General features: G+C 47.2%; 4 protein-coding genes. 3 read left to right on the top strand and 1 reads right to left on the bottom strand.

The genetic code is table 11. The features are described 5' to 3' along the window. Nucleotides 1–82 precede the first annotated feature (82 nt). The gene (locus tag BIZ39_RS06265) at nt 83–511 is read right to left on the bottom strand and encodes a TonB-dependent receptor domain-containing protein (RefSeq protein ID WP_262385727.1); all 429 of its coding nucleotides are present in this window, start codon (nt 509–511) and stop codon (nt 83–85) included. A gap of 251 nt (nt 512–762) precedes the next feature. On the opposite strand from BIZ39_RS06265, the gene BIZ39_RS06260 reads away from it, so the two are divergent. The 3 genes from BIZ39_RS06260 (at nt 763) to BIZ39_RS06250 (ending at nt 7,315) form a co-directional block, all read left to right on the top strand. Beyond that, nucleotides 763–2,040: a diaminopimelate decarboxylase gene (locus BIZ39_RS06260; protein WP_187446609.1), complete on the top strand. Its 1,278-nt coding sequence runs from the start codon at nt 763–765 to the stop codon at nt 2,038–2,040. A gap of 89 nt (nt 2,041–2,129) precedes the next feature. Further along, nucleotides 2,130–3,830 carry a gamma-glutamyltransferase gene (ggt, locus tag BIZ39_RS06255; RefSeq protein WP_187446610.1) on the top strand — a complete coding sequence of 567 codons (1,701 nt, stop codon included), beginning with the start codon at nt 2,130–2,132 and terminating at the stop codon, nt 3,828–3,830. A 461-nt stretch (nt 3,831–4,291) separates the two neighbouring features. Next, complete coding sequence (locus BIZ39_RS06250) at nt 4,292–7,315, top strand: TonB-dependent receptor domain-containing protein (protein WP_187446608.1); 3,024 nt, start codon at nt 4,292–4,294, stop codon at nt 7,313–7,315. Nucleotides 7,316–7,325 lie beyond the last annotated feature (10 nt).

The following is a 7,325-nucleotide window of genomic DNA, read 5'->3' as shown; positions in this document are numbered from 1 at the left end:
AGACCTATTGTTACCTTACTCATGTGACCTTCTCCTTCTTGATAGTGATTTGAACAACCCTATCTTGGCTCATTTGAAGCCTTTATGGGAGGAGAGGGTTCATACCATTAATCTCGTAGTTGGTCACCGAGTCGGAATCATAATTCAGGTATTCCGGATTTTCAGCAAACCCGCCTGTCAGCGGCGCGGCACAGGTGCCGCCACGGCGATAGCCTTCGGAAACGGTACCGTACACCATCATTGCATCGTTGACGTCGTAAGACAGGTTGACCTTAAACAGCGTATCGCTCTCTTCTGCGGTCGCCCCTACTTCAGACGCGCCTGGGTAGATTGGCAGTTCTATTTCTGTGTCATTGGAGATTTCATTGTCGAAACGGCGTAATCCGACCGTCAGGTCCAGGTCGGTATTCACGTGCCAGGTCAACTCACCAAACACCGAGAGATCCTTCACGTCACCATTATCACGGTAGCGAAAATCCTGATCGGTGAGCGTACCGCCCCAGCTTGCCAGTGTTTCATCTTTAGTCTGCCACTACACAACCTTGAAACTGGTTTTGCAAAGTACAGTGCGTGGCATTAATCTTTTTTTTACTTCCCTATGTTTAGTTAGCTCGATAGCCTAAGGTTATACCGCTGCAAAAGATCGCTATTACCGCTTAGTAAGTATCTGGCTTATCTTTAAATTTTCTGATTGAGTCTGTAAATCGAACCAATCTAAACCGAAATTTTGGGGAAATCCTAATACCCCTAGGGAATCAAAACATGATCCGAAAGCAGGATATTGTTCAACAAGCGGTACAAAAATATATTCTGAATGGCGAGACCAGCGCGATTGGCGTGATGGATTTTGATGCGCTAGAAAATACGATTATTGAACTCAAAAAGGCGTTCCCAGCGCATTTTGTGCATACCTTTGCGACAAAGGCCAATGCGCTGACCGCAGTCATGAAAAAACTGAACCAGACAGGTATTGGAGCCGAAGTATCGAGTCCGGGCGAGTTGCTCATCGCCAAAAGGGCTGGTTTTGAAAACCACAACATTATTTTTGACTCACCCGCTAAAACGATGGCTGAACTGACAACCTGCATTAAAAATGACATCGCACTCAACATTGATAATTTACAGGAATTGGAAAGAGTAGACGCGTTGTTGGAATCGTACCCGCATACGCAATCGTCGATTGGCTTTCGAATTAATCCACAAATTGGCAGTGGCGCAATTGCTTCAACCAGCACCGCCACGTCGACGTCCAAATTTGGTTATGCACTGGCTGATAGCGGCAATCGCCAGCAATTGCTGGAGATCTACGCTGAGCGCCCCTGGTTAACGAGCCTGCACACTCATTCGGGCTCCCAAGGGTGTGAATTAGAGCTGATGGCAAAAGGGATTGCTGAGATAGTAAATCTGGCAGAGATGATCAACGACAGAGTGGGCTTTCAGCAAATCAGACAGATTGATATTGGCGGCGGTTTACCCGTTAATTTTGCGAGCGAAGAGGTTACCCCAAGCTTCCAGCGGTACGCAGATGCCCTTAAAGAGGCCGTGCCTGCCCTGTTTTCGGGAAAGTACCAAGTTAAAACCGAATTTGGCCGTGCCATCGTTGCTAAAAACGGCTTTATTCTAACCAGAGTTGAGTACACTAAGTCCATGGGCGGCAGGCATATTGCGACCACACATGCTGGTGCCCAAATCATGACCCGTACCGTATTTTTACCGGACTCATGGCCACTAAGAGTGACGGGATTTGACGCACAGGGGAATATGAGAACTGAGACAAACTCCGAGGTAGTCGATACCGATGTTGCCGGCCCTTGCTGTTTTTCCGGTGATTTAATTTGTAAAAACAAAGCCTTGCCAAAACTCGAAGCAAACGATTATGTTCTGGTACACGATACAGGTGGCTACTATTTCAGTAATCATTTTGATTATAACAGCTTACCACGAGTCCCTGTTTACGCTGTCAGCGGCAATACTCATGGCATGAACATTGATCTTATCCGCAAAGCCGATTCACTCGAAGATGTTTTGTCTCGTATGTAAAAACTCAAAAGTAGTACAATAAAGTGAAAAAATTAATAGTAAAAAACGCTGCCAAAATACTAAGAAAGGCGTCTATCAGTCTTGGTCTAATGGCGGTAGCGCTGACGGTAAATGCGCAAAATCACGTTGACGAAAGTGAAGCCATCATTCGTTACGACTCAATTCACCACCCTGTTATTGGTACGAAAGGCATGGTGTCGAGCCAGCGTAAATTGGCAAGCCAGATAGGTGCTGAAATCCTTTCTCGTGGTGGTAATGCTGTCGACGCAGCAGTGGCAACAGGTATCGCTTTGGCCGTTATACTGCCCAGAGCGGGTAACCTAGGAGGTGGCGGTTTTATGCTAGTTCACATCGCCGAGCACAACAAAACAGTTGCGATTGATTACCGCGAGGTGGCCCCTAAAGCCGCCCACCGAGATATGTTCCTGGATGTACGAGGCAACGTCGACAGCAAACTCGCACGATTTAGTCATCAATCTTCTGGTGTACCGGGCACGGTTGCTGGCTTATCCCATGCACTTGAGAAGTACGGCACCATGAGTTGGGCAAGTATAGTCGAACCTTCGATTCGTTTAGCACAGGACGGCATTGTAGTGTCGTACGACCTGGCGGAAAACCTGAAGAGCCGTCACAAATGGCTAACAGCCAATGACGCAACGGCAAAGGCGTATTACAAAGCTAATAAAGTCCCTTATAAAGCAGGTGAAATACTGGTTCAGCCGGATCTGGCGAATACGTTAAAACTATTAGCGAAAGAGGGACCCAAGGCCTTTTACCAAGGTGCTATTGCTCGCAAAATAGCAAAAGAGATGAAGAAGAACGGAGGCCTGATCACCTTAGAGGATATGGCCAGTTACGAAGTTGCAGAAAGGGAAGTCGTGCGTACCAATTACCGTGGCTTTGACGTTGCCTCTATGCCTCCGTCCAGTTCCGGTGGTATTCACGTAGTGCAAATGCTGAATATACTCGAGCAATACCCCGTTGCCGAAATGGGGGCGGGCAGCGCTAAAAACGTTCATTTACTAAGTGAAGTGATGAAGCTGGCGTATGCGGATAGAAGCGAGTACTTAGGCGATTCCGATCATTTTGACGTGCCAATTAAAGGCTTAACCAGCAAGTCCTACGCAAAAGAGCTTGCGTCGAACATTTCTATGAAACGCGCACGCGCATCAAAAACTATCAAGCCCGGCAGCCCTCCGCGCTTTGAGAGCCCGGACACAACCCATTTTTCAGTGATGGATAAATTCGGTAATGCGGTCTCAAATACTTACACGCTCAATTTCTCTTATGGATCAGGTATCGTTATCCCGGGTACGGGGATTTTGATGAATAACGAAATGGATGACTTTTCTTCAAAGCCCGGTGTACCGAATGGATTTGGCTTAATCGGCGGCGAAGCTAACTCGATTCAACCGACGAAACGGCCACTAAGTTCAATGACCCCGACGATGATCTTTAAAGACGGTAAACCTTTCGTGGTAATAGGCAGTCCGGGGGGCAGTCGAATCATTACAACTGTTCTGCAAGTACTCATTAATGTAATGGACCATAAAATGAATATCGCCGATGCTATCCACGCACCGCGTGTTCACCACCAATGGTTACCGGACAGGTTAGAGTTAGAGCCGGGATTCAGCCCTGATACGATTGAAATTCTAACGCTGCTTGGTCAGAACGTGGAGCACGCCAAAAGCATGGGCAGTGTGCAGTCGGTTATGTATAAGGACGGCTACTTTTTTGGCGCCTCGGATCCGCGTCGTCCGGATGCCGGTACGGTTGCTGTACAGTAACAACACAGCAAAGATAAAGGGCCGCACGTCAAGCTGAACCCATTTCATATTGTATTAAAAGGTGTCGCGTCATTAAGCCAGCGCGAACGTGAGTTCACTGCTGGTAACATCCAAATCACCTGGCCCTAATCAGTGCTCCTCAGTTATCTCCTTTTGAAACGGTCTGTTTGTGCTGTCCACTTATTGATTCTGCGCTTGTGTAATTTACTATGTTGTCGACAAGCTTTGATGAGACTTTTTAGTGGGAAATATTGGTCGTCAACTCGGATATATTCTTTATTAGCCATTTTATTGCTGGACTACAAGCGACGCGGTTATTGGGCATATAGCCACAGGTTATATCTTTGGAAAGCAAACTTATTGGTAACTCTAAATTCAACGTTCTAGTTTAAATTGAAAGGAATAACAAGAACGATTTGGCCGTAACAAGAAGTACAAATACAAATAGTCCGGAGAGCAACATGTTTAAGCTTAAGAAAATATCAGCATCGATAATAATGGCCGTAGCAGGCTGCGTTGCAATTAGTTCTAATGCCAATGCCCAGGAACAACCAAAAGAAAAAGATATTGAACGCGTTGCGGTTGTCGGTTCAAACATCAGAGGCAGCGAAATGACCTCTACGCTACCTGTAACCAGTCTTAATGCTGAGGACATTGAAACAACAGGCGCCTTAGATGGTGACGAGTTATTGCGCTCTATCCCACAAATCGGTGCGGTAGGGTTTACCAATACCCGTGGTGGTAACACCGGAACGAATGCGGCTCGTGGCGACGTTGGTTCAGTCAACTTAAGAAGCATCGGTGAGGGTAACACGCTTGTGTTGTTGAATGGTCGCCGTATGGTCAACCATCCGATTACTCAAACGAAATTTGGCGTACCGGTCACTTCCGTCAACTCAAATACGCTGCCGGTTTCTGGTTTAAGGCGGGTTGAAGTACTTCGTGATGGCGCGGGAGCACTCTATGGCGCAGATGCGGTTGCTGGGGTTGTTAACTATGTGACCAAAGACGATTACGAAGGTGGTAATTTCAATATCAGATACGGAGCTGAACAAGACACAGATCGTAGTGACTTCACCTTATCGAGTAACTACGGTTTCGAATTTAACGATGGTGCGAGCTTCTTCATGGTCAGCGCAAACTACACAAAAAGACAAGGTGTGATGGCGTCTGAATACGATTTTTCCAGTAACCAGGACTTGCGTTCACGGGCACCGGAAGAATTTGCCGACAATACCGGGTTTGACAACCGCTCCAGTTTAGAGCCCTGGGCCGATGTTCACTTTATTGGTTTGTCCAGCTCAATCGATGATTACATTATTCGTCCGACTAACTACATCAATAACGCGGGAGATCAGGTCGACGGCAGTAGTTGTGGCGGTGGTGCCATTGCCGACGGTGCCGGTATTATGGATGATATTTGTATCGATGCCGCGGGCAGCCATGATCGTGCACTTCGTCCAAATCGCAACGAAGAACGGACACTGATCCCCGATGTTGATCGCGTCAACATTTACACTAATTTCACTCACGAAATTAACGACGACATAGAGTTTTATAACGAGTCGACCTATTACCAGGCTAAAGCCAATCGTCAGTGGGAACAGTCGGCAATTCTGAGTAACGGTACATTTGATGTACCGGCACATAGCTATTGGAACCCGTTTGGTCCAGTTACTTTTGCGGACGGACGTATTAACCCAAACCGCCTCCCAGGTTTAGACCCTGAAGTGGTTCCGGTAGAAGGTTTAGCATACAACCTGAGTATTCGCCCCACCGATGTTGGTCCACGTCAAGTTGAAGTAGAAAGCACCAGCTTCCGCTTTTTAAATGGTTTTCGTGGCTACTACAACGACTGGGATTGGGACTCTGCAATTTTATACAGCGAGGCGCAAACTGACGACAACATGAGCAACCGTATTAGTTCACCGCTTTTATTAGCGCAGCTAAGCCTAGACACGCCGGATGCTTACAATCCGTTTACGGGTGTTGATCCAGCTAATCCATCGAGCATCAATGATTTAACACCGAACCCACAGTCCAGCATTACCCCGTTTTTGACAACCGCACAAAGAAGTGCAAAAACCAGCTTAACGTTAGTCGATTTTAAAGCCTCTAATCCGTTCGTCTACACTCTGCCAGCTGGTAACGTTGGCTTTGCATTTGGTGTCGAGTGGCGCCGAGAAGAGTTAGAAGAAGACAACAGCGATATTTTTGATGGCACCGACCCCTTTGTAGAAGGTAACGCTGATCCTGTTAATCCGAGTAGTCTGCAAGGGAGTAGTGTTCGTTTGGATGTAGATGGCGAACGCGACGTGTTTTCTGCGTATGGTGAGCTTGCTATTCCGGTATTGGCGGATTTACCAGGCGCACATAGTCTGGATGTTCAGTTAGCCGTTCGCTACGAAAACTTCAGTGATATTGGCGACATTACCCGCCCTAAAATGGCAGTTTCCTGGTTCCCGGTTGAAGCGCTTCAATTCAGAGCGGCGGCTTCAAAAGGCTTTCGGGCACCAAACTTAATTCAAATCAACTCACCTGGCGCTACATTAACGACCAGCGTAGATGACTTTGCTGAGAACGCTTTAGATGAGAACGGCAATGTTATAGTGAACTCAACCACGTTGTCAGATGGCGGTCCAGGTAACGGCAACTACAACTTGTCGACTTCTGGTAACAAAGACTTACGTCCTGAGAAAAGTGACAATATAAGCATAGGTTTTACAGTACAGCCACTCGACGGCTTAACCGTGACTTACGATTGGTGGGAGGTTGAAACAATCGATTCTGTTGGTGTTTTGTCTGATGAAAACATATCACGACTGGACTTGATCGCGCGTGCCAATGGCTCATCCAATCCGGATGTGATCCGCGGCGAAATTGATCAGGACAACCCGCTGGGCGAAATTGTGCTTATTAATCGTCGCTATGAGAACTTAAACACCAGAACGATCTCTGGTTATGACGTTAGCGTGAACTATGAGTTTGACACTGGCATTGGTCAGTTTGATATCCGACTTAATGGCGCCAGAACGCTAAAATTCAATCAGGTTGCTGGCGGTGATGCGTTGACGATAGTAAATGCCGGTGCACCAGAGGAGGTACTAGGTTCAGATGTTGGCGACATTGTTGGAACAGCGAGTATTCCAGAGCTGCAAGCTACAGCAATGCTTTCGTGGGAATCAAGCGACGGCTTATGGCGCTCTGGCTTATTCCTCAGATATGTGGGCGATGTACAGGAAACAAGCGTGAGTATCACTGAAGGCAGCGAAACCCGCTTTTACGAGGTGCCGTCGCAAACGCGAGCAAATGTTCACTTAACGAAACGTAATTTCATGGATTATGAAAACCTGAACCTGACCTTCGGTGTGAACAATGTAACGGATGAAGAACCGCCATTGGCGGACACCACATTCGGCTACGATGGACAACTTCACTCCAGCCGCGGTCGTTACTTCTACACATCGGTTAACTACAGCTTCTGATAGTCAGCCT

It is taken from the genome of Alteromonas sp. BZK5 (assembly GCF_014349115.1).
Classification (GTDB): Bacteria; Pseudomonadota; Gammaproteobacteria; order Enterobacterales; family Alteromonadaceae; genus Alteromonas; species Alteromonas macleodii.
The sequence above is the reverse complement of the archived record's forward strand: the minus strand, read 5'-3'. Positions and strand labels throughout refer to the sequence as shown.

Coding starts and splice junctions, on each gene's coding strand:
- BIZ39_RS06260 (WP_187446609.1), top strand. CDS start 763: ATGATCCGAAAGCAGGATATTGTTCAACAAGCGGTACAAAAATATATT.
- ggt (WP_187446610.1), top strand. CDS start 2,130: ATGGCGGTAGCGCTGACGGTAAATGCGCAAAATCACGTTGACGAAAGT.
- BIZ39_RS06250 (WP_187446608.1), top strand. CDS start 4,292: ATGTTTAAGCTTAAGAAAATATCAGCATCGATAATAATGGCCGTAGCA.